This is a genomic window from Paenarthrobacter sp. 10L420, assembly GCF_056395385.1.
This window is the reverse complement of the sequence record NZ_JBFTJK010000001.1, coordinates 14,964-36,576: the sequence shown is the minus strand read 5'-3', so window position 1 is coordinate 36,576 and position 21,613 is coordinate 14,964. Positions and strand designations below refer to the sequence as shown.

Annotated in this window: 18 protein-coding genes; 11 read left to right on the top strand and 7 right to left on the bottom strand. The window is 62.1% G+C overall.

All coding sequences use genetic code 11. The annotated features are described in order from the left end of the window. The first annotated feature begins 186 nt into the window (after positions 1-186). The 4 genes from acs to AC1DD5_RS00140 all read left to right on the top strand — a co-directional run bounded on the left by acs (position 187) and on the right by AC1DD5_RS00140 (position 5,440). The gene (gene acs / locus AC1DD5_RS00155; protein WP_477520728.1) at positions 187-2,232 is read left to right on the top strand and encodes an acetate--CoA ligase; all 2,046 of its coding nucleotides are present in this window, start codon (positions 187-189) and stop codon (positions 2,230-2,232) included. A 165-nt stretch (positions 2,233-2,397) separates the two neighbouring features. After that, a complete protein-coding gene (locus AC1DD5_RS00150; RefSeq protein WP_216927051.1) occupies positions 2,398-3,195 on the top strand; it encodes a DeoR/GlpR family DNA-binding transcription regulator in 798 nt (265 codons plus the stop codon). Positions 3,196-3,282: 87 nt separating this feature from the next. Next, a complete protein-coding gene (locus AC1DD5_RS00145) occupies positions 3,283-4,068 on the top strand; it encodes an ABC transporter ATP-binding protein (RefSeq protein ID WP_477520341.1) in 786 nt (261 codons plus the stop codon). Then, on the top strand, positions 4,061-5,440 hold the full coding sequence (locus tag AC1DD5_RS00140) for an FtsX-like permease family protein (RefSeq protein WP_477520340.1): 1,380 nt from the start codon (positions 4,061-4,063) through the stop codon (positions 5,438-5,440). Before AC1DD5_RS00145 ends, AC1DD5_RS00140 begins: the two co-directional genes overlap by 8 nt. A 118-nt stretch (positions 5,441-5,558) precedes the next feature. Here AC1DD5_RS00140 and AC1DD5_RS00135 read toward each other — a convergent pair whose 3' ends face one another. Further along, on the bottom strand, positions 5,559-6,578 hold the full coding sequence (locus AC1DD5_RS00135; protein WP_477520339.1) for a LacI family DNA-binding transcriptional regulator: 1,020 nt from the start codon (positions 6,576-6,578) through the stop codon (positions 5,559-5,561). A gap of 14 nt (positions 6,579-6,592) precedes the next feature. After that, the gene (locus tag AC1DD5_RS00130; protein ID WP_442018702.1) at positions 6,593-7,792 is read right to left on the bottom strand and encodes a Gfo/Idh/MocA family protein; all 1,200 of its coding nucleotides are present in this window, start codon (positions 7,790-7,792) and stop codon (positions 6,593-6,595) included. Between the two features lie 202 nt (positions 7,793-7,994). On the opposite strand from AC1DD5_RS00130, the gene AC1DD5_RS00125 reads away from it, so the two are divergent. The 4 genes from AC1DD5_RS00125 to AC1DD5_RS00110 all read left to right on the top strand — a co-directional run bounded on the left by AC1DD5_RS00125 (position 7,995) and on the right by AC1DD5_RS00110 (position 13,623). Further along, positions 7,995-8,969, top strand: coding sequence for a carbohydrate ABC transporter permease (locus AC1DD5_RS00125; RefSeq protein ID WP_477520338.1), 975 nt, complete (start codon positions 7,995-7,997; stop codon positions 8,967-8,969). 27 nt (positions 8,970-8,996) lie between these two features. After that, positions 8,997-9,944 carry a carbohydrate ABC transporter permease gene (locus AC1DD5_RS00120; protein ID WP_477520337.1) on the top strand — a complete coding sequence of 316 codons (948 nt, stop codon included), beginning with the start codon at positions 8,997-8,999 and terminating at the stop codon, positions 9,942-9,944. 27 nt (positions 9,945-9,971) lie between these two features. Continuing rightward, positions 9,972-11,312: an ABC transporter substrate-binding protein gene (locus tag AC1DD5_RS00115; protein ID WP_477520336.1), complete on the top strand. Its 1,341-nt coding sequence runs from the start codon at positions 9,972-9,974 to the stop codon at positions 11,310-11,312. 94 nt (positions 11,313-11,406) lie between these two features. After that, on the top strand, positions 11,407-13,623 hold the full coding sequence (locus AC1DD5_RS00110) for an alpha-galactosidase (RefSeq protein WP_477520335.1): 2,217 nt from the start codon (positions 11,407-11,409) through the stop codon (positions 13,621-13,623). Between the two features lie 99 nt (positions 13,624-13,722). Here AC1DD5_RS00110 and aroQ read toward each other — a convergent pair whose 3' ends face one another. Continuing rightward, entirely contained in the window at positions 13,723-14,187 is a 465-nt protein-coding gene (gene aroQ, locus AC1DD5_RS00105) for a type II 3-dehydroquinate dehydratase (protein WP_477520237.1), read from the bottom strand. 51 nt (positions 14,188-14,238) lie between these two features. Beyond that, a complete protein-coding gene (locus AC1DD5_RS00100) occupies positions 14,239-15,423 on the bottom strand; it encodes a MarP family serine protease (protein WP_477520334.1) in 1,185 nt (394 codons plus the stop codon). 235 nt (positions 15,424-15,658) lie between these two features. Here AC1DD5_RS00100 and AC1DD5_RS00095 point away from each other — a divergent pair, with 235 nt between their 5' ends. Then, positions 15,659-16,336, top strand: a complete 678-nt coding sequence (locus AC1DD5_RS00095; RefSeq protein ID WP_011775987.1) for a Crp/Fnr family transcriptional regulator — start codon at positions 15,659-15,661, stop codon at positions 16,334-16,336. Positions 16,337-16,539: 203 nt separating this feature from the next. On the opposite strand, the gene AC1DD5_RS00090 is transcribed toward AC1DD5_RS00095, so the two are convergent. The 3 genes from AC1DD5_RS00090 to AC1DD5_RS00080 are packed head-to-tail and all read right to left on the bottom strand — an operon-like array spanning position 16,540 to position 18,163. Next, positions 16,540-17,451 (bottom strand): NUDIX hydrolase, encoded by a 912-nt coding sequence (locus tag AC1DD5_RS00090; RefSeq protein WP_442018697.1) that lies wholly within the window; start codon positions 17,449-17,451, stop codon positions 16,540-16,542. Between the two features lie 17 nt (positions 17,452-17,468). Further along, entirely contained in the window at positions 17,469-18,005 is a 537-nt protein-coding gene (locus tag AC1DD5_RS00085) for a RidA family protein (protein WP_431116595.1), read from the bottom strand. 2 nt (positions 18,006-18,007) lie between these two features. Then, positions 18,008-18,163, bottom strand: a complete 156-nt coding sequence (locus AC1DD5_RS00080; RefSeq protein WP_011775990.1) for a DUF4177 domain-containing protein — start codon at positions 18,161-18,163, stop codon at positions 18,008-18,010. Here AC1DD5_RS00080 and AC1DD5_RS00075 point away from each other — a divergent pair. Together AC1DD5_RS00075 and AC1DD5_RS00070 are read left to right on the top strand one after the other, a co-directional pair. Further along, positions 18,162-20,495, top strand: coding sequence for a transglycosylase domain-containing protein (locus tag AC1DD5_RS00075; RefSeq protein ID WP_477520333.1), 2,334 nt, complete (start codon positions 18,162-18,164; stop codon positions 20,493-20,495). The two genes, AC1DD5_RS00080 and AC1DD5_RS00075, sit on opposite strands and share 2 nt — an antisense overlap. Positions 20,496-20,497: 2 nt before the next feature. Then, positions 20,498-21,445, top strand: a complete 948-nt coding sequence (locus tag AC1DD5_RS00070; RefSeq protein WP_477520332.1) for a metallophosphoesterase — start codon at positions 20,498-20,500, stop codon at positions 21,443-21,445. Positions 21,446-21,613: the final 168 nt, after the last annotated feature.

The window sequence follows — 21,613 nt, the reverse complement described above, 5'->3', positions numbered from 1 at the left end:
CGAATCCGTACCGCTCGCTGAGCCATTTGTGACGACCCACACGTAGGACCTCCCAAAGCGATAATGTTGAAGGCGGACAATACTCTGCGGACCCTCCGCGGGACGCACTACGACGGCTCACGCCTGGAGTGCGGACTCAACCGGCGGCGTCCGCGCAGCAAAGATCGATGAATGATGAGGTTCACCATGTCCCAGGACACCACCGGATCCACGACCACCGCTGCAGCGTCGACGCCGCAGAACGGTCGGGCACCACACGTCGAGGCTCTCGAGAATTTGCTCCACGAGAACCGTAAGTTCCCGCCATCACCTGAGTTTGCCGCGAATGCCGTGGCTACCGCCGATGAATATAAAGAGGCCGAAGCGGACCGTCCCGCGTTTTGGGCGAAGCAAGCCCGCGAGCTGCTCAGCTGGGACAAGGACTTCACGCAAGCCCTGGATTGGTCGGATCCGCCGTTCGCCAAGTGGTTCGTCGGTGGCGAAGTCAACGCCGCGTACAACGCTCTGGACCGGCACGTGGAGAACGGTTTGGGCGACCGCGTTGCCATCTACTTCGAAGGCGAGCCGGGAGACACCCGCACGTACACGTACGCGCAGCTGACCGAGGAGGTCAAGAAGGCGGCGAACGCGTTCGAAGCCCTTGGCGTGGCAAAGGGAGACCGCGTGGCGGTGTACCTGCCGATGATTCCCGAGGCCGTCATCACGCTCCTCGCCTGCGCCAGAATCGGTGCTGTGCACTCAGTGGTGTTCGGTGGCTTCTCCGCCGACGCGCTCCGTTCCCGCATCGAGGACGCCGAAGCAAAGCTCGTGGTCACCGCCGACGGCACCTACCGCCGTGGCAAGCCCAGCCCCCTCAAGCCGGCCGTGGACGAAGCCCTCGCCAAAGAAGGACACACCGTCGAAAAGGTGGTTGTCGTCAAGCGCAACGGCGAGGACGTCAACTGGGTTGAGGGTCGCGACCTCTGGTGGAGCGAGACGGTAGACAAGGCCTCAACTGAGCACACCGCCGTCGGGCATGATTCCGAGCATCCGCTGTTTATCCTTTACACCTCCGGGACCACGGGCAAGCCCAAGGGCATCCTGCACACCACCGGCGGGTACCTCACCCAGACCGCATACACGCACAAAGTGGTCTTTGACCTTCACCCGGACACGGACGTGTACTGGTGCACGGCCGACGTCGGATGGGTCACCGGCCACTCCTACGTCGCCTATGCGCCGCTGATCAACGGCGCCAGCCAGGTCATGTACGAAGGCACCCCGGATTCCCCGCACCAAGGCCGTTGGTGGGAACTGGTGGAGAAGTACAAGGTCTCCATCTTCTACACCGCCCCCACCGCGATCCGCACCTTCATGAAATGGGGACGTGAGATCCCGGGCAAATACGATCTGTCCTCCATCCGCGTCCTGGGCTCCGTGGGTGAACCCATCAACCCCGAAGCATGGATGTGGTACCGCGACGTCATCGGCGGCAACGCCGGCAAGAACGGCGAACGCAAGGAAAACCCCGCACCGATCGTGGACACCTGGTGGCAGACCGAAACCGGGGCGCAGATGATCGCACCCCTGCCCGGCGTCACGGCCACCAAGCCCGGTTCGGCGCAGGTACCGCTGCCCGGCATCGCCGTGGACGTCGTGGACGAGAACGGCCAGTCCGTGGCCAACGGTGAAGGCGGCTACCTCGTGGTCCGCGAACCCTGGCCCTCCATGCTGCGCGGTATCTGGGGAGACCCGGAACGGTTCAAGGACACCTACTGGTCCCGGTTCGAGTCCATGTACTTCGCCGGGGACGGTGCCAAAAAAGACGAAGACGGAGATGTCTGGCTCCTGGGCCGCGTGGACGACGTCATGAACATCTCCGGCCACCGCCTCTCCACCACCGAAATCGAATCCGCCCTCGTCTCCCACCCCTCAGTGGCCGAAGCAGCCGTCGTCGGCGCCACCGACGAAACCACCGGACAAGCCATCGTCGCGTTCGTCATCCTCCGCGGTGACGCCGCAAACAACGGTGAAGAAACAATCCTGGAACTGCGGAACCACGTCGGCAAGGAAATCGGCCCCATCGCCAAACCGAAACAACTGCTCATCGTTCCGGAACTACCCAAAACACGCTCCGGCAAAATCGTCCGCCGCCTCCTCAAAGACATCGCAGAAGGCCGCGACACCGGCGACGCCACCACCCTGGCCGACCCCGGCATCATGAAACAAATCGCCGAATCCCTCAGGAAATAGCAATCACGACGGCGCCGCTCCCCTCCCAAGGTGAGCGGCGCCGTCGTGTGTTCAAAAGGATCGTGACGGCGCCGGGACTACATTTGCCACCCGGGAGCACCACTGCGTCCTAGACTGGAGCCAGAATCAGCCTCATGTTTGATGAGGCTCTCCAGAAAGGCCTTGATGCTTCAGGCAGCACGCCACTCCGCCATCATCGATGCCGTCCAGCGCGAGCGCGTTGTACGGGTGTCGGACCTCGCCCAGCTGCTGGGCGTCTCCCCCATGACCGTTCGGCGCGATATCGAAGCCCTCGAAGAAACCGGCCGCGTGGAGCGTATCCACGGCGGGGCCAAGCTTCCCGGCGATGCCAGCACCCACGAGCCTGGCTTTGAGCTCAAGTCCACGCAGCTGACCGCAGAAAAGCATGCCATTGCGGTCGAGGCTGCCTCGCTCGTCCATGAAGGCATGGCGATCGGGCTCAGTGCAGGAACCACCACGTGGGCGCTGGCGCAGGAGCTCGTCCATGGTCCCAGAATCACTGTGGTTACCAACTCCGTGCGGATTGCCGACCTCTTCCATCACGGGTCTTCGTCGGGGCCGGCCCGGTTCGGCTCCACCGTGATCCTGATTGGTGGCGAGCGCACGCCGTCGGACGCTTTGGTGGGGCCGATTGCGACGTCCTCGCTCAAGCAGCTTCATCTGGACGTCCTGTTCCTGGGTGTTCATGGCATGGACGCACAGGCAGGGTTCACCACTCCCAATCTGCTCGAGGCCGAAACGGACCGGGCGTTCATGGCATCAGCCCGCAGCACTGTGGTGCTGGCCGACTACAGCAAATGGGGTGTGGTGGGCATAGCATCCATTGCCCAGCTGGAGGAAGCCGACGAGCTCATCACGGACTCGAATCTGGGCGAGGATGCTCGCCGCGTACTCGCCGAGAATGTTGCGAAGCTGAGAATCGCGGACGTCCAGGCCAAGTAGGCTCTCATACCGCGGGTGGAGGCCGGTCCGCAGAGTTCAGCCGCCGGACTGACGCCTTGGCATAGGCCCGGCAGCCAAGCTGGATCCATGAACGCCATCCTCCATGCCCAGCACCTCACCAAGCACTATCCCGGCAGCGTCGCGCTGGATCACGTGGACTTCGCCGCAAATCCAGGCGAATCCATTGCCATCATCGGGCCGTCGGGTTCCGGTAAGACCACCCTTCTGCACTGCCTCGCCGGAATTTTGAGGCCCGACGCCGGTACGGTCACCTTGAGCTCGGCGGCCGGTCCGATCCGCTTGGATTCCCTCGCAGATGGGGCGCTTTCCCGTCTCCGCCGGGAGGAATTCGGGTTCGTTTTCCAGCAGGGCATGCTGCTGCCGGAACTGACTGCCGTTGAGAACGTGGCCTTGGCGCTGATGTTGAACGGCACCGATCGGACCACCTCCGAGGCCCGTGCCGCCGAGTGGCTGGCGGCCCTTGGCCTGGCCGGCATGGAACAGCGCAGGCTCGGTGAATTGTCTGGCGGGCAGGTCCAGAGGGTGGCCATCGCCCGAGCGCAGGTGACCGGGGCACGCATCGTCTTTGCGGACGAACCCACAGGTGCTCTTGACTCTGCTACCTCCAATGAAGTCCTTGACGTGTTGCTTCACTCCGTTGCAGCCAATGGTCGGACACTGCTGGTGGTTACGCACGATCCCACCGTGGCTGCACGCTGCCAACGCGTGGTGGAGCTGCGTGACGGCCGAATCGTGGCGGACACCGGCAGTGCTGTTTCCTCTTCAAGCCAGCCATCCACTCCCAGCCAGCCCTCCTCTCCCAGCCAGCCGGCTCCGGCCACTACCAATTTCAAGGGTGCGTTCAATGTCTAGCCTTGCCCTGGCCCTACGCCTCACCCCCTACCTCTCCCGAAGCAGCAGCCTTCGTCAAACCGGGCTGCACCAAACCAAACTGCGCGACGCCGGGTTGCCGATTCTCGCGTTCGGCACGGTCACGGCACTCCTGCTGACGGTGGCTGGCGGTTCCCAAGTCTTTTGGTCCTGGTCTGATGACATCGCAGGCACCTACCAGGCGCTGGCCGTCGTCGCGATGGTTTTGCTCGTCATACCGCTGCTGACGCTCGGTGCCTCGGCAGCGCGACTCGCCGCCCGCCGTCGTGATGACCGCCTGGCGTCACTTCGTCTCCTGGGGGCCAGTAGCACCACGGTCGTGTGGATGACGGTCATAGAGTCAACGGTCCTGGCGACAATCGGCGCGCTGGCCGGCGCCGGGCTGTATGCCTGCACGGCACCGTTTCTAGGGTTGATCCAGTTCCGGGGACAGGCGATAGGCGGCCATGCCTGGCTGTCCGTGCCCTCCATTCTGGGATGCATCCTCGCGGTCTGCATACTCGCCGCTGCGAGCGCTGCGCTTGGCCTCCGCAAGGTTGTGCTGACGCCGCTGGGCGTGCGGACCAGGCAAACGGCCGACGGCGCCCACTGGGTTCGCGGCCTCATTGCGGCCGTGGTGGTGGTCTTCGGAGTAATGGCCATGAGCATGCTGAGCAGCTTTGGCGCGTTTATGGTGATTATCACCGTGATGGGCGGCTGCTTCGGACTGGCGCTGCTGGCACTGAACCTGATGGGGCCGTGGGTCCTGCGGCTTCAGGCGTCATCGCAGCTCAAGACGGCAAAGAGGCCCGAGCAACTGCTCGCTGCACGGACAGTCCTGGAAAGTCCCAAGGAATCGTGGCGACAAGTTGGGGGCGTCGCCATGACCAGTTTTGTGGGAGTGTTCGTGGGCGTCGGCATGGCGGTAGCGGACACGATGGGCGGCAGCACGTCGGATGAAACCACGCTGCTCATGAGCGATATCAACACCGGCGTAATGATCACCCTGCTGGGCTCGTTCCTGATGGTGGCTTGTTCCGCCGGCGTAAACCAAGCCGCCGCCGTGCTCGACCATGCTTCGACCCTCGTGGCCTTGGACCGGGCAGGGATGCCGCAGAAACTCATGGTGGCTGCGCGGGTCAAGGCGGTGATGTCGCCGTTGCTCCTGGTGACAGGTATCTCTGCGGCAGCAGCAGCAGCGTTGGTTCTGCCACTCGCGGGTCCAGCCTTGTTGACCCGGCCCGTCGTGTTCCTGACCGTCGGGGGAGTTTTTGCGGCCGGTTTCCTGTTGGTCCGGCTCGCCCTGGCCGCGGGCACGGCCCAAATTAGCCAGGTAATCGCCCGGCCCGAGCGCTACGCCAGCATGGACTCGTAAACCCCCGGATGCTCTCTCACATCGGGGCCCTTTTTGACCGACGTTCTCTCACGTAAATGGAGGATGTGAGAGAACATCGGCAGTCAAACCGGCAGGATGTGAGAGAACGTTGAAAGGCTCACTTGCAGCCGCACGACTGGCGCACGATCAACTCCGTGGGCAGGATCCTGTGCTGCAGTGCCTCGCCCCGGCCCTCCCCCACAAGTGCCCGAACAGCCGCTTCAGCCATCTCCTCCACAGGTTGCGCCACGGTGGTCAACGCCGGCCAACTGTATTCGGAATCGAGGGAACCGTCGAAGGACACCAGGGCCATGTCGTCGGGAACGTTCAGGCCCGCCTCGTGGAGGGCGCGGAGAATTCCGATCGCCTGCATGTCGTTGCTGGCGAAGATTGCCGTAGGTCGGTTGGCCATGGCGAGGAAACGCTTGCCTACCTCGTAACCTCCCGGCCTGCTGAACTCCCCATGAAGCATGGGGCCATCCGGCAGTCCTGCCTCGCGCAAAGTTCTAAGCCAGCCCACTTCACGTCCGTCGAGCTGGTTGCCTGTGTTGGTTCCGATGGCGAGGCCAATGTTTGTGTGGCCGTGGCCTATGAGGTGCTCGACGGCGGCCCGGGCGCCTGCTTCGAGGTCCACACCTACACTGGTGAACCCTGGCGGCGAGCCAGCATTGTTCAGCAGCACCGACGGGATTTCCGAAGCTTCAAGGTCGGTCAGATCGGGATCGAACACGCAGCTCGCCAGGAACACTCCGTCCACTTGCCGTGCGGCCAGGTTGCGGATGTTTTGCCGCTCTTTGGCCAGGCTGCCGCCGGAGTTGGTGAGGACCATGCCGTAGCCAAGTTCAGCCGCAGCATCTTCAACGGCATGGGCGAGCTGCGAGAAAAAGGGGTTGGTATTGTCCGGAACAATCACGCCGACAGTTTCGCTTGACCCGAGCTTCAGAGCCCGGGCCGCAGCGTTGGGACGGTAGCCGAGGATGCGGATGGCGTCGCGCACTTTGGCTTCCGTCGCCGGGGCCACGTTCTTGGGCCCTCCGTTCACAACGTAACTCACGACGGCGGTACTCACCCCGGCGTACCGGGCCACGTCCTTGCGTGTAACCGGTCCGCGCGGGGTTTGTACTGCCGAAGTTGTCATGACGTAAATGCTAGCTACAAGGAGGGAGCGTCGCCGAAGTCCCGGATGGGAAGGCGTTCGCCGCCACGGAGGGCAGATTCGTGGGCTACGATTCCGGGCAAGGTGAAGCGGGCCGCGACCCAGGCGTTGACCGGCGGAAGCGTTCGGTTGTTGACCGCCGTGACAAAGTCATCCACGAGGAACTGGTGGCTGCCTTCGTGTCCGTTGGGCGCTCCGAGGAATTCCTCGGGAAGCCGTGATTGATCGTGGACCGGCGCCAGCCCGGAAATGAAGGCATCCCGGAGCTCCGGGGCCACGTCAGCCAACGATGGATCATCGGCTGACATCGTGGGCTTCGTCTCGACTTGTTCCGAGACGTCTTCCACCTTCGTTTTGTCCTGCCACACGGTGGTGGTTGCCAGCTGCTCGAAACTGGCTTCGGTGCCAAAGAAGCGGAAGCGGGATTCGCGGAGATGGGATGGATAGCCCACCCGGCGCATCTCATTGGTGCGCATCGCACCGCCGTCGTTCATTTCGAACAAGGCCGTGGCATTGGAGAAATCGTTGGCGAACATGCTGACGTCTTTATCGAAGACGCCATCTCCGCGATCGTCCTTGACCCCAATGCAGCTGACGCTGACAGCATGCGCCGGTACTGCGCCGAGGACCCCGCCGATAGCGTGCGTGGGATACAGCATGGGCGGATAGCTCGCCGTTTCCTTCCACCGTTCGCCGCCGCTGTACTGGTAGGCCTCGTAGAAACCCAGGTCCATGTCGTGGACGTAATCGCCTTCGGTGTAGAAGATCCGGCCAAACTTCCCGGCCGCGTGCTGTTGCCTGGCGAAGACTGTTGCGGGGTTGTAGTAGCTGGTCTCCCCCATGGCGTAAACAAGCTTGGTTTCACGCACGGCCTGGATGATCCGTTCGATTTCGGCTTCGGAGATCGCCATCGGGACGGCTGAATACACATGCTTGCCCGCGCGCAGCGCCCGCTCAACGAGAGGCCCGTGAGTCCACCGTTGCGTGAAGATGGCGACAGCATCGACGTCGGACTCCAGGAGTTCCTCAAAACTTCCCAACACTCCATCAAGGCCCCAGCGTTCCTGGGCCGCTGCGGCCCGCTCGGGTAGTTCATCCACCACGTAAACGGCATTGACGCCGGGGTGGAGTTTGAAGAGGTGCGCGAACTGGCTGCCGAACTGCCCGACACCTAGAACACCGATCGAAAACGTCATCGTTTGCCTTCCCTGAAGCTGACTTGGCAGCAGTTGTAGTGGCCCCTCACTGGGCTCGTTTGAGTCTTTCACTGCGATCTACACGAGTCAACAAATTGGACATAAACGAACAAATATTCCCAAAAAGCTTGCATCGTTCTGATCTACTCGTGTAGATTCTATCCCAGTTGTTACCCACATCACAGTCAGGAAAGGGTCGACGATGACCACGCTAACCAAGCAACCGGGCAACGCCTCACGGCGGTCAGCCAGGAATCTCCTGGGCCGGCAACCCCGCAAGCTGCAACCTGCCAAACGCAGCATGACAAGCCGCCTCGGTGACCTGAAGATCGCACTCTTCTTCATCTTCCCCGCCGTGATCGGCTTCGTGGCGTTCTTTCTGATCCCCACAATTCGCGGCATCTACCTCAGCTTCACTGAGTACAGCATCCTCGGCGAACCCACCTGGATTGGACTGGCGAACTACACGGCAATCTTCGGCGATGAACTGTTCTGGAACGCCATGGGAGTGACAATCCAGTACGTTGTCCTGAACATCGGCTTCCAGACGGTGATCGCGCTGGGACTCGCACTCCTGATGCACCGGGTGGCCAAATCCACGTTCATCCGGGGCGCACTCCTACTGCCCTTCCTGGTGGCCAACGTCATCGTCGCCCTGCTGTGGTTCTGGATGCTGGACTACCAGCTGGGCATCGTCAACGAGGTCATGAGCTGGGTGGGCCTCCCCCGCGTCGCCTTCTTCGGCAGTGAGCAATGGGCGATTCCCACCATCGCTTTCGTGAACGTTTGGCGACACATGGGTTACACGGCCCTGCTGATCTTCGCCGGCCTCCAGTCCATCCCCAACCACCTCTATGAGGTAGCAAACCTCGACGGCGCGTCCCCGGCCCGGACGTTCTGGAGCGTCACCATGCCGCTGCTCCGCCCGGTTTTGGTACTCGTGCTTGTGGTCACCGTGATCGGTTCCTTCCAGGTCTTTGACACTGTTGCGGTCACAACCAACGGTGGACCCGTCAACGCCTCGCGCGTGATCCAGATGTACATCTACCAAAAAGCTTTCGGCGAATCCGATTTCGGCTACGCCTCCGCATTGTCCGTGATCCTGTTCGTCATTCTCGCTCTGGTGGCCTTCGTGCAAATGAAGTTCCTCAAGGGCAACGAATCGGACCTGGACTAAGCCGGATTTGGAATAAGGAGAGCCGCCATGACTACTTCAACCGCACCTCGTAAGAATGTCTCCAGCCAGAACCCACCACGCACCACTTCGTCCCCAAAGAAGCCCATTAATTGGCGCCGGGTTGGCGCCTGGGTGCTGGTCGGCGTCGCCGTCGCCGTAACTATTGCCCCGTTCCTTTGGATGCTGCGGACGGCGCTATCCAGCAACAGCGCGTTGGCTTCCAACGCCGGAAACCTCCTGCCGGCCGACTTCAGCTGGGGCGCCTTCAAGCGCGTCCTCGGGCTGCAAACCACCGAAGAGGCGATCGCCGATGGCGGCTCCGGTGCCGCCATCAACTTCTGGCTGTACCTGCAAAACTCCATCATTTTCGCTACCGTCACGACAACCGGCCAGGTGTTCTTCAGCGCCATGGCGGCCTACGCCTTCGCCCGATTGCGCTGGCCTGGCAGGAATAAAGTGTTCGCCGTGTTCCTGACCACCATGATGGTTCCGCCGATCTTCACGGCGCTGCCCAACTTCCTCATGATCAAGAACCTCGGGCTGCTCAACACCATGGCCGGGATGTCCCTGCCGTTCCTGTTCATGACCCCGTTCGCCATCTTCTTCCTGCGCCAGTTCTTCCTCAGCATGTCCCGCGAGGTTGAGGAAGCGGCAATGCTCGACGGCGCCAAGCACCTGCGCATCTTCTTCCAGATTGTGCTTCCCAACGCCGCCGCCCCCATCGCCACCCTGGCGCTGCTGACCTTCATCGGGCAGTGGAACGAATACTTCTGGCCGCTGCTGGTGGGCCAGGACGAGAGCGTCCGGGTGCTCACCGTAGGCCTCAGCGTCTTCAAATCGCAGTCCCCGCAGGGCGCCCTCGACTGGTCCGGGCTCATGGCCGGAACTCTCGTCGCCGCGCTGCCCATCTTCCTTCTCTTCATCGCCTTCGGCAAGAAGGTCGTCAACTCCATCGGATTCTCCGGAATCAAGTAACCCGCACTCCCCAACGAAAGGTTCGTCATGAAGAAAACCCTCGGCGTCGCCGCTGCTGCCGCCGCCATCGCCCTGACAATGTCCGCCTGTGGTGGCTCCGCCCCTGCTTCCTCCGAGGCCAAGGGAGAAATCAACTACTGGCTGTGGGACGCCAACCAGCTCCCCGCGTACCAACAGTGCGCCAATGATTTCACCAAAGCCAACCCGGATATCAAGGTCAAGATCACCCAGCGAGGCTGGGACGACTACTGGACCACGCTGACCAACGGTTTCGTCGCAGGAACAGCGCCGGACGTTTTCACGGACCACCTGTCCAAGTACCCGGAGTACGCCGCGAAGAAGCAGCTTCTGCCCCTCGATGACGCTGTGGCAAAAGACGGAATCAAGCTTGATGCCTACACCAAGGGCCTCCCGGAGCTCTGGGTGGGCCAGGACGGCAAGCGCTATGGCCTGCCGAAGGACTGGGACACCGTAGGCCTGTTCTACAACAAGGCAATGACTGACGCGGCAGGGATCACCGCGGAGCAGATGGCCAACCTTGATTGGAACCCCAAGGACGGCGGCAGCTACGAAAAGACGATCGCGCACTTGACCGTGGACAAGAACGGCAAGCGCGGAGATGAAGCCGGTTTCGACAAGAACAACGTAGCCACCTACGGATTGGGCTTGACCGGCAGCGGCTCGGGCCAAGGCCAGACGGAGTGGAGCTTCCTCACGGCAACCACCGGCTGGACCGCCACTGACAAGAACCCGTGGGGCAGCAAGTTCAACTACGACGACCCCCGCTTCCAGGAAACCATCGCCTGGTGGGCCGGCCTGGTGGAAAAGGGCTACATGCCCAAGCTAGAGACCACTGTTGGAGCCAGCATGCCGGACAGCTTCGGTGCTGGAAAGGCTGCGATCAACAGCAACGGAGACTGGTTGATCGGCCAGTACAAGACCTACAAGGGCATCGATACCGCCGTTGCGCCGACGCCCAAGGGCCCCAACGGTCAGCGTGCCAGCATGTTCAATGGCTTGGCTGACTCCATTTGGGCCGGCACCAAGAACCCTGCCGCCAGCGTGAAGTGGGTGGAGTACCTCGGCTCGGCTGCTTGCCAGGACGTCGTAGCCAGCAAGGCCGTGGTCTTCCCGGCCATCACCAGCTCTTCCGAGATTGCCGCCAAGGCGTTCGCCGACAAGGGCACTGACGTTTCCGCCTTCACCACACATGTGAAGGAAGGCACCACGTTCCTGTTCCCGATCGCGGACAAGGCCGCAAAGGTGGACGGCATCATGAAGCCGGCCATGGATGCCGTGCTCTCCGGCAAGAAGCCTGCGTCTTCATTGACTGAAGCCAACAACCAGGTCAACGCCCTCTTCAAGTAAAACTTCCCGTTGTGAGGCCTGCTCTGCGCGCGTTCGTGCCCATTTGCACCGCCGAGTGGGCCTCACACCATCTTTTTGAAAGCGACTCACACCCATGCACCCGCTCCATCTCCGTTCCGCCGGTACCAGCCTGGTGATAAGTACTCACCGAGGAGAGGCCGAAATCTCCCACTGGGGAGCAGACCTGGGCGACGCCCTTCCGGACCTTTCCATCCTCAATGAGCCCATCCCGCCCTCCTCGATCGATGCCAACGTACCGGCCGGGCTCCTCCCCCAGGCCTCCTCCTCATGGCAGGGCCGAACAGGGTTGCGGGGACACAGGTTTACCGATGGCGTCCCCGGCTACGACTTCTCTGTACGCCTGCGGGTGGTGAACGCGACGGCGGACGGGTCGTCAGCGTCGATCGTTCAGTCAGATCCCGACGCCGGCATCACCGTCACGAGCAACCTCACCTTGCACCCAGGTGGTCTTTTGGAACTGCGGCACACAGTCACCAACGACGGCACGTCGCCTTTCCAGGTGGACGAATTGGCGACGATGCTCCCGGTGGCGCCGGACGCCGTCGAGCTTTTGGACCTTACTGGCCGTTGGTGCCGCGAACGGCACCCGCAACGCAGGGCCATCCAGCAAGGAACCTGGGTCCGCACTGGCCGGCACGGCCGTACGGGCCACGATTCCTCACTGCTGCTTGCGGCCGGAACCGCCGGCTTCGGCAACCGGCACGGCAAAGTCTGGGCCACACACTTGGCGTGGAGTGGAAACCACGAGCAATTCGCTGACAACGTGGCCGATGGCCGCACCATGATCGGCGGTTCCGAACTCCTGGGCCCCTCCGAAGTCGTGCTGCAATCCGGCGAAAGCTACACCACACCAGCATTGTTTGCCGCCTACTCCGAACGCGGCTTGGACGGAATCAGCGAAGCCTTCTACAGCTGGTTCCGGTCCCGCCCGCACCACGTGGATGTCGCTGGGAAGCCAAGGCCAGTTGTCCTCAACACCTGGGAAGCGGTGTACTTCGATCACAACCTGGAGACCTTGATCGAGCTGGCCGAGTCCGCCGCGGACCTGGGCGTTGAGCGGTTCGTGCTCGACGACGGGTGGTTCCGCGGACGCCGGGACGACCACGCAGGCCTCGGTGACTGGTACGTCGATGAGACCATCTGGCCTTCAGGCCTGACGCCCCTGATTGATGCGGTGACTTCCCGCGGAATGGAGTTTGGCCTCTGGGTTGAGCCGGAGATGGTGAACATTGATTCGGACATCGCCCGCGCGCATCCCGAGTGGATCGTTGGACCATCCGCCCTGTCCTTCAAGGACGGTGGCCGGCTCCCACTCGAATGGCGGCACCAGCACATCATCGACCTCGTGAACCCCGAGGCGTGGCAGTACATTTTTGACCGGATTGACGCCCTGCTTCGGGAAAACAACATCAGCTACCTCAAGTGGGACCAAAACCGGGACCTCGTGGAGCACGGCCATGCCGGCCGTTCGTCCGTGCATGAACAGACCCTTGCCGCTTACCGGCTCTTCGATGCCCTCCGTGCGGCGCACCCGGGTGTCGAGATCGAGAGTTGCTCCTCCGGCGGCGCCCGAGTGGACCTCGGGATCCTGGACCGCACTGACAGGATCTGGGCCTCGGACTGCAATGACGCCTTGGAGCGGCAAACCATCCAGCGCTGGACCGGAATGGTGGTCCCGCCGGAGCTGGTGGGCGGACATATTGGGCCCACGACGTCCCACACCACGGCGCGGACGCATGACTTGTCCTTCCGAGCCATCACGGCGCTGTTTGGGCATTTCGGCATGGAGTGGGACATCCGCGAAGTCCAGGGAGCTGAGCGCGAGGAACTCAAGCGCTTCATCAGCCTGTACAAGGAGCACCGCGGGTTGATCCACACTGGACGGATGGTGCGCGCAGATCTGGCGGACGAGTCGATGATGGTGCACGGGGTTGTCGCTGACTCTGTTGTTGACGATGCCACGCACGACGGCGGCATTGCAGTGGGTGCCACCGCAGCCCTTTTCGCCGTGGTCAAGACGCGGACCGGCTTCGCCGATCAGCCCGGGCGTGTAACCATTCCGGGGCTGAAAGCCTCCCGTTCCTACCGTGTGGAAGCGATCTTCCCCACACCGGCGGATGCTGATTACGGGCGCACGTTCATCGAGGCTCAGCCGGTCGCCTGGTTGGCCGATGGTGCGGTGGCAACGGGACGCTTCCTTGGCGAGGTGGGCCTTCCCATGCCCGTGCTGAACCCCGAGCACGCGCTTCTGCTGCGGTTCACTGCCCTCCAACCTTCTCTCACATCCTGACGGCTCCCGGGGATCCCTCTCTCACATCCACAGGGCTTCCCGGGAACCCTCTCTCACGTCCTGACGGCTTCCCGGGAACCCTCTCTCACGTCCGCTGCACTACACGGTTTCAGCCAGGTAATCGATGGCCAACTTGTAGCCAAGTACGCCCGCACCCACGATGATGGCGCTGCACACACCGGATAAGTAGGAGTGGTGCCGGAACTCTTCGCGCTGATGAACGTTGGTGATGTGCACTTCAACGGCGGGCAGCTGAACAGCGGCCAGGGCGTCACGAAGCGCCACTGACGTGTGTGTGAAGGCCCCGGCATTGATGACGATGCCCGCCGCGGTTCCGCGCGCTGCGTGGATAGCGTCGAGGAGATCCCCTTCGTGGTTGGACTGAACGCAGTCCACCGTGAAGCCATGGGCAGCCGCGGCTGACATGGCCAACTGCTCGACGTCCGCGAGCGTGGAAGTGCCGTACTTCTCGGGCTCCCTGGTGCCCAAAAGGTTAAGGTTCGGTCCGTTGATCACAAGAATGGTGCCGCGACCAGCTTCGGTGGCGGGGGTGGCTTCAGTCATGGCTCCCAATCTATTAGGCGGCGGGAGAATGTCCGGGAATTGCCGTCAAAGTTACTTGCGTGTGCACTGCCCGGGCGAAACAGGATTGCTAAGGCCCGGAGCTTGGGCAGCCACCGGCTGGATGTCCTCCATGGTGAGTGCAAACCCAAGTGCCGCATCAGTGGTGGTCTTGGCAAAGATCAAGCCGGCTACCTGCCCTTGCATGGTGAGCAGCGGCCCTCCCGAGTTACCGGGTTGGACGTCACCCGCAAGCTTGTAGACCGACTCGGGAGAAGGATTGCTGCCATAAATGTCAGGAACCAGGATGGTCGAAATCCCTTGGACAGTTGCTGGTTTGGACTGGAAAGGACCGCCGTGCGGGTAGCCCGCAAAAGCTGCGGGGCTGCCGGCTGCCAGGTCTGGACTCAGCTGCAGTGGATCCGATGAAAGTCCGTCTACGGCCAAAACCGCGATGTCCCGCTGGGAGTCGAAGTAGACCACCCGACCCGGCAACGCGCCGCCGTCGGGAATTTCCACGACCGGCTGCGACACGCCCGCGACAACGTGCGCATTGGTCACGACGCGCCCGGGCGACACGACAAATCCGGATCCGGTTTGGTTCTGGCCGCATTCAAAGGCCGTGCCGGCAATCTTCAGGACGGACTCGGCAGCGCGGTTCAGGGCAGGAGTGTCGGTGGACTCGTTGGGAATCGTAACCGGTGTGGATGGGCCGAAGCCCTCAATCAGCTTGGGAATACCGTCGCCGATCACCGTAGATCGCAATTGGGCCATAGTGGTTTTGACCGGCGTCGGCGTCAACGAATCGATGTATCGAATAACCCGCGACTCAGCCAACTGCTGCGAGACAAACGGCACGCCCAGCGAACTGATACTGAACGCCAACATGGACATCACCAGCGCCGCGACCACCACGCTGACCACGCCGCCAATCAACCGGTCGGCTGCGTGCAACGGCTTAATCCGCACCGCGTGGCGGACTTTTCGCCCGATCATGGTACCCAGCCCGTGGCCAAGCGCAATAAGCACGACGGCGGCACCCACCGTGGCGGTCAGCCTCCAACCGCTATCGCTCACCCAGCCGCTCACAACTGGAACAGCCATAAATGCAGCAATCGCGCCAACCACAAAACCGGCAATTCCGCCGAGTGTCACCAGGAAGCCACTGCGCAGGCCATAGATCAGGTAGGACAGCAGCATCAAGATCAATGCCAAATCCAAAATCGTCAAGCCAAACACCAATGCTCCTTGTGACCGGGTAGCGCCAATTGTAGTTGGGCACCCTGACAAGAAACCGTTAGTCCCATCACGATACGGGTGCGCTCCGAGCGTCTAAAGGCACCGCAAACAAGGCCCGATAGGGGCAAAAACCGCGCCGTTTCAGCGTTTCTCCTGCCAAGTACGTCACAGAAGCTTAAAAATTCTGAAACAATGGCTGGAGCGCCACGACCGAAACTTATATTCAGGAGATTTCATGGACATCGAGGTATTGCGCCGCGCACCCCTCTTCGCCACCCTTGACGACGACGCATTCCGCTTGCTGACGGACGAACTCACCGAGGTGGACCTCTCACGCGGGGCATCGGTATTCCGCGAAGGCGACCAGGGTGACCAGCTGTACTTCATCGTTTCCGGCAAGGTTAAGCTCGGCCGCACCTCCCCCGATGGCCGCGAATCCCTGTTGGCCATCCTCGGCCCGGGAGAACTCTTCGGCGAAATGGCGTTGTTCGACCCAAGCCCCCGCACTGCCACGGCCACCGCTGTCTCGGAGACGCGCCTGGCCGGACTGAAGAACGAAAGCCTCAACGCGCTGCTCCGCACGCGTCCCGAGGTTTCCGCGCAGCTGTTGCAGGCCCTCGCCCGCAGGCTCCGCCGCACCAACGATTCGCTGTCCGACCTCGTTTTCTCGGACGTCCCGGGCCGCGTCGCGAAGGCGCTCCTGGATCTGGCCGACCGCTTCGGCCGTCCGGCCACCGACGGCGTCCTGGTTGCCCATGAACTCACGCAGGAAGAACTGGCCCAGCTGGTTGGCGCTTCCCGCGAAACCGTCAACAAGGCACTGGCCGAGTTCGTCCAGCGCGGTTGGCTGCGCCTGGAAGCGCGCGCCGTCGTTATTCTGGACATGCAGCGGCTCCGCCAGCGTTCGCGCTAATTTCTACTTGCAAAAAGCCGCCCCGGTGATGAACCGGGGCGGCTTTTTTCGTCGGGATGTGAGAAAGGATCCGTCAAAACCCGTCGGGAGGTGAGAGAGGATCCGCCAAAAACTCTTGGGACGTGAGGGAGGATCCGTCAAAACCCGTCGGGATGTGAGAGAGGATCCGTCAAAACCCGTCGGGATGTGAGAGAGGATCCGATTTAGCGCTCCCGCTGGGGTTCTCCGGCTACGGTCCTGGCGGCTTCGACCTCGAGCATCAGCACTCCACCCTCGTCTACCAGTTTGGGCTGATACACGTGCGCCTTGCGCTTGTAACTCAGGTAGGCGATGCAGCCGTTGGCATGGGCCATTTTTTCAAGCATGATTTCGGACCCGGGGACCAGGAGCTGGCCGAGAGTGAGTCCGACGGTGTTTTCCTGGGCTATTTCGTCGCCGAGGGCTGTGGTGTCGCGGATGGCGATGGCTTCCGCGGCGCACACCCAGCGACCCCAGACTCCCTTACTGCCCAGGATGCTCGGCTGCTGGTTCACCGGGACTGTAGCCGCGAAATAGCGGGTGTTGAAACGGGTGTGCGCGAAGTCGGGGCTGAGCCAGTTGACCAGGGGCTTCAGCAGGTCCGTGCGGAGTGAAAGGCCACGCTTGGCGAGTACTTCGCTGAAGGATTTCTCCTGGCTGGACACAGCTTCCCGGGCTTTCATCCATTCCACGGTCGAGTTGGCCTCCACAGTGGAGGAAGCGTCTGGGCCGGCAAGGAGGACGCCGGTTTCCTCGAAGAGTTCGCGGATGGCGCCCACAACGTGGCGGCGGGCGAGTCCGACGTCGTCCGTTCCCATGTGCTCAGCCCAATATTGCGGTGAGGGACCCAACCAACCGACGGGGTCGTCGTCGGACGGGTCCAGGGATCCACCGGGGAACGCGACGACGCCCAGCGGCGAGGAGCCTGGCCTGTAACCAAGCCAGGTCTCCAGACCGGTGGGTGAGTCCCGCAAGAGGACGACGGATGATGCGTAGCGGGCGGCCCTGGGGGTCCGCTCGCCGAGCTCAAGCCAGTTTCGTGCTGCCCCTTCGAGTGCGGGAGGGAGTGCGAACAGGCGGCGGGCAAGCTGCGGCAATTGGGTGAACCGGTTCCTTAGCTGAATTCAGCGATGAGCTCGACTTCGACGGGAGAGTCGAGCGGCAGGACGGAAACGCCGACGGCGGAGCGTGCGTGCTTGCCGGCGTCGCCCAGTACCTGGCCGAGAAGTTCGGAGGCGCCGTTGATGACGCCGGGCTGGCCCGTAAAGGTGGGCTCGGATGCAACGAAGCCCACTACCTTGACGATGCGGGTGATGCGGTCGAGGTCGCCGATGACGCTCTTCACAGCAGCGAGGGCGTTGATCGCGCAGACAGCGGCGTAACGCTTGGCATCCTCGGGATCGACGGTGGGCTCGTCGGAGGCGCCCAACTCGCCGAGGGAGACCTTGCCCGTAGCTTCGAGTTTGCCCTTAATAAACGGGAGCTGGCCGGACGTGTAAACGTAGTTGCCGGAGACGATGGCCGGCACGTAGTCGGCAACAGGCGCGGCGACCTCGGGGAGGGTCAGGCCGAGCTCGGCGAGACGCTGCTCAACGGCCGACGTCGGAGCGCCGGATTCCGCGGCAGACGTGGTTTCTGCGGGGGTTGTCATGGTTACTGCTTCTCCCTCTTCAGGTATGCAACAAGGCCTTTGCCATCGGGTCCACCGACGACCTGGACAAGCTCCCAACCGTCCTCGCCCCACTGGTCCAGGATTTGCTTCGTGGCGTGGATAATGAGCGGAATCGTGGCGTACTCCCATTTGGTCATGACAGAAAGCCTAGCCCTTGCCGGTAAAGTGGAAAACATGGTGACTCGCAAGAACCCCATATTCGACACTGCCACCACCCTCGGAAAGATTTTAGGTTTCCTTGGCGTGAGCGCGATTTGCGGCGTCCTGGTGGCGGGCCTTTTGGTTCCCGCAGCCGCCGTTTCGGGCAGTGCCGCAAGTGGTTCAATCCAGTTCTTTGACACTCTGCCGGCAGAGCTGCAGGTGGACCCGCCCAGCCAGAACACAACGATTCTGGCGAAGGACGGTACACCGATTGCCTCGATCTACGCTGAGAACCGGACCAAGGTTCCGCTGGATCAAATGAGCCCGTTCATCAAGGACGCTGTCATCTCTATCGAGGACAGCCGTTTTTATGAGCACGGCGGCATCGACACCACCGGCATCATGCGAGCCATCGTGAGCACAGCCCGCGGCAACAAGCAGGGCGCGTCCACCATTACGCAGCAATACGTTAACAACGTCATCAACGAATCGCTGGTCGCGTCCGGCAAGGACGAAGACGTCAAGCTGAACGGCCTGAACAAGGGCGTCGGCGATAAGCTCCGCGAGATGAAGCTGGCGATTGCCCTGGAGAAGAAGTTCTCCAAAGAGCAGATCCTTGAGGGCTACCTCAACATCGTCTTCTTCAACCGTGACGCCTACGGCATTGAAGCTGCCTCCAAATTCTTCTTCAGCACTACTGCAAAGGATCTGACTCTTCCGCAGGCAGCCTTGCTGGCTGGTTTGGTAAACAGCCCGTCCGCCTTCGATCCGATCACCAACCCGGATAACTCCAAGAAGCGCCGCGACCTTGTCTTGGCTGCCATGGTGAACCAGGGCAAGATCACCCAGGCAGAGTACGACGAAGCGGTGGCCACTCCCGTTACCACCAAGGTCACTCCTGCGCGCCAGGGTTGCGCGTACGCCACCATGGCTCCGTATTTCTGCGACTACGTACTGCACTTGCTCTTGAACAACCCTGCATACGGCGAGACCTCGGACGAGCGCGAGAAGCGCATCATGCGTGGCGGCCTTACCATCCGGACCACCCTGGACCCCACCGCGCAGACCGTTGCCCAGCAGCAGGTTGATGGGACGGCGGGTGCCAACCCGGATAAGTGGGGCGCCTCGATCGTCTCGGTCCAGCCGGGTACCGGCCAGATCGTGAGCATGGCCCAGAACACCGTTTGGCTCCCCCAAGACGGCAAGTTCGATCAGACCCAAAACTTCAACGTGGACGTCCTCGATGCCGACGGCAACGACCTCAACGGCATTGGCGGCTTCCAGCCGGGTTCCACCATGAAGCCGTTTACGTTCGCCGAATGGCTGAACGAGGGCAAGTCGATGAATACGACGATTAATGCTTCGGTACGCAGGTACCCCCAGAACTTCCGGTGGCGAAATACCTGCCCTGCGCCCACTGTTGGCTGGTATGACGCCACCAACGGCACTTTCGACCTGCAGAACTCGGACGAAGGCTACTACAGAAACATGACGGTCCTCTATGGCCTCATGAACTCCATCAACACGGCTACCTTTGCTTCGGCTTCGCAACTGGACCTGTGTGGCATCCAGGGCATTGTCGATGCGACGGGCGTCCATGGCGGCTTGCCCGCACGGGATGATGCCGGCAAGATCACGGATCCCAATCCGAAGGTGCCCATGACCACTCTGGGTAACCTCATTGGTTCCACCCAGACTGCGCCCCTCACCATGGCCAGTGCGTTCGCCACGTTCGCTGCCGATGGCAAGTACTGCCAGCCGATCGCGATTACCTCCGTGAAGGACCAGTCCGGTGCCGATCTCCCGGCCCAATCCTCCAACTGCAAGGATGCGATCAAACCTGAGGTTGCCCGAGGGGTGGCGTATGCCATGGGTAAGGTTCTGGACGAAGGCTCGGGATCCCTGATCCGGCCAGCCCTCAACTCCAGGAACTTCCCGGTAGCCGCCAAGACCGGTACCAACGACACCAACGGTTCCACCTGGGTGGTCGGCTACACCACCGGGTTGGCAACGGCTTCCTGGTTCGGCGACCCCTTGGGTGACCAGAAGCGTCCGGGTCGTAACCTGACTGTCAACGGCAAGTTCTACCAGTCCATCGACGGTTACATGATTGCTGGTCCGCAGTTCACCAACTACATGCTGTCAGTTGCCCCTGCATATGGAACCAACCCGTTCCAGGCGCCACCGTCCAACCTCCTCGGAGGCCCTGCTCCACAGCGCAATACGGCGCCGGCACCCACGCAGAACAATCCCGCCCCGTCTACTGCCCCCACGGGAAACGGCGGCAATGGCGGGAATGGCAACGGCAACGGCCCTGGCAAGGACTAACCGTGCACTTCCCTGATTCACTGGCAAACCGCGTCCGCACCATCGGGCGCGGTTTTGCCGTCACTACCGCCCTCGGTGCCACTGCGGGCGCGGCTGCTGCTGCCTACGGTTGGTGGGAAAAGGACCAGTTCGGAGTCCGCCATGAGACTCTCCCCATCCTCCCCGAAGGTTCGGATCCCTTCCGCGTACTGCACTTGAGCGATATCCACTTCGTTCCGGGACAGGACAAGAAAACCCAGTGGCTGCAGTCTTTGGTGGACTTGAAGCCCGATCTTGTAGTCAACACCGGTGACAACCTCAGCCATGAACAGGCCGTCGATCCGCTGATCAGCGCCCTGCGGCCCCTCATGGAATTTCCCGGCGTCTTCGTCCCGGGATCCAACGACTACTACGCACCCAGAATCAAGAACCCTGCGGGCTACTTCCGCGGACCGTCGAAGCTCAGGACCGATCCCATCAAGCTCGACTGGCCCAGGTTGCGGTCTGCCTTCGGCATGGGAGGCTGGATTGACCTCACCAACCGTGCTCAGTCGGTGGTTTTGAACGGACTGCGTTTCGATTTCTCGGGCGTCGACGATCCCCACTTGAAGCGCGAACGTTACGCCGGATGGCCCCGCGGCACTGTGAACCAGGATGCCCGTCCCCACCTGAGGGTTGCAGTCATCCATGCGCCGTACCAACGCGTCCTCGATCACTTCACCGAAGCCGAGGCAGATTTGATCCTCGCCGGACACACCCACGGCGGCCAGATCTGCATCCCGGGTTACGGCGCTCTCGTCTCCAATTGCGATCTCCCGACGTGGCGCGCGAAGGGCCTCCACGATTGGGAAAGCGACGGATTCACGACGCCGGTCAACGTCTCAGGCGGCATCGGCACCTCGCGCTACGCCCCCGTTCGGATCGCCTGCCGCCCGGAAGCGGTCCTGCTGACGCTCACGGCCCCCAGCTGACCGCCTCGGGCAGCTAAGCCGGCAGCTAACGCGCAGCGCAACTAAGCGCACGAACCATTACGAATCTCAATAACTGGGGAACTTTCCACATAGCAAAGTGTGGTCCTGTGAAACGAATCACGGCATGGCATAGGGTAGTTGCTACGGGAAACTACCTCCGCACCATCT